The 1994-nt window shown below is 69.1% G+C and carries 1 protein-coding gene; it reads left to right on the forward strand.

Translation table 11 applies throughout. The annotated features are described in order from the left end of the window. Nucleotides 1-1994 (forward strand): condensation domain-containing protein (locus tag ACWDYJ_RS36185; RefSeq protein WP_451569850.1); only part of this gene is annotated, 1994 nt, incomplete at both ends.

Consider the following 1994-nt stretch of genomic DNA (forward strand, 5'->3'; position numbering starts at 1 on the left):
CCCACCCACACCCTCATCCTCGGCGGCGAAGCCCTCCACACCGACCACCTCACCACCTGGCGCCAAACCCACCCCGACGTCCAGATCATCAACGCCTACGGCCCCACCGAAAACACCGTCAACACCACCGAACACCGGATCCACCAAAACGAAGAACTCAACGGACCCGTCCCCATCGGCCGCCCCTTCACCAACACCCGCGCCTACATCCTCGACTCCGCCCTACGACCCGTCGCCCCAGGCATCAACGGCGAGCTCTACCTCGCAGGACACCAACTCGCCCGCGGCTACCACCACAAAGCAGCCCTCACCGCCGAACGCTTCACCGCAAACCCATACGGACCCCCCGGCACACGCATGTACCGCACCGGCGACCTCGCCCGCTGGAACCACAACGGCCAACTCATCTACACCGCCCGCGCCGACCACCAAATCAAACTCCGCGGCCACCGCATCGAGCTGGGTGAGATCGAGTCCGCCGTCGCGGCCGAGCCCGGCGTCTTGCAGGCCACCGTGGTGCTGCGCGAGGACCAGCCCGGCGACCAGCGCCTGGTCGCGTACGTGGTGGCCGACCGCGCGCACTGGAACGAGGCCGCCGCGAACGCCGGGCTCTCCCGCCGGCTGCCCGAGTACATGGTCCCCTCGGCATTCGTGACCCTGGACGCGCTGCCCCTCACCCCGAACGGCAAGCTGGACCGCAAGGCACTGCCCGCCCCGACCTACTCCGGGAAGGCCGCCGGCCGGGCCGCCCGCTCACCGCGCGAGGAGATCCTCGTATCCCTCTACGCCGAAGTCCTGTCCCTGCCCCACCTCACCATCGACGACAACTTCTTCGACCTCGGCGGCCACTCCCTCCTCGCCACCCGCCTCGTCAGCCGCATCCGCACCGCACTGGGCATCGAGCTCTCCATCCGGCAGCTCTTCGAGACCCCCACCATCGCCGCCCTGTCGAACGCACTCAACGAAGCCGACACCGCCCGCACCCCTCTCACCTCCCAGCCCCGCCCCGACCGCATCCCCCTCTCCTACGCCCAACAGCGCCTCTGGTTCCTCCACCAACTCGAAGGTCCCACCCCCACCTACAACACGGCCACGGCCCTGCGTCTCACCGGCAAACTCGACACCCACGCCCTCCACCAGGCGATCGGCGATGTCGTCACCCGCCACGAGAGCCTGCGCACCGTGTTCGCCGAGGATGAGCAGGACGCGTACCAGGTCGTCCTGCCGGCGGACGTAGCCGAGCCGCCGTTCACGCTCGTCGAGGTGACCGAAGAAGAGGTCGGAGAGAGGCTCACTGAGGCCGCCGGCCACTGCTTCGACCTCCGGGACGAACTTCCCCTGCGGACCTGGCTGTTCCACGTCTCGGACCAGGAGCACGTCCTGCTGCTCCTCATCCACCACATTGCCAGCGACGCCTGGTCCCGCACCCCCCTGGCCCAAGACCTGACCGCCGCCTACACCGCCCGCACCCAAGGCACGGTCCCCGACTGGACCCCGCTCCCCGTCCAGTACGCCGACTACGCCCTCTGGCAGCGCACCATCCTCGGCGACGACACCGACCCCCACAGCACCGCCGGCCGCCAACTCACCTACTGGCAGAACACCCTCGCCGACCTCCCCGAACAACTCGACCTGCCCACCGACCGCCCCCGACCAGCCGTCGCCGGTCAGGCGGGTGACCGGGTCGACTTCACCATTCCGCCGGAACTACACGCACGGCTGGCCGAGTTGGCGCGTCAGACGCAGACCAGCACGTTCATGCTGGCCCAGGCGGCCCTGTCCACGCTGCTGACCCGGCTGGGCGCGGGTACCGACATCCCCCTCGGCACCCCCATCGCCGGACGCACCGACGACGCCACCGACCACCTCATCGGGTTGTTCATCAACACGCTGGTGCTGCGCACCGACACCAGCGGCAACCCCACCTTCCGCGAACTCCTCGACCGAGTCCGCGAAAACGACCTCGCCGCCTACGCCCACCAAGACCTCCCCTT

The sequence above is a fragment of the Streptomyces sp. NPDC003042 genome (assembly GCF_053591315.1).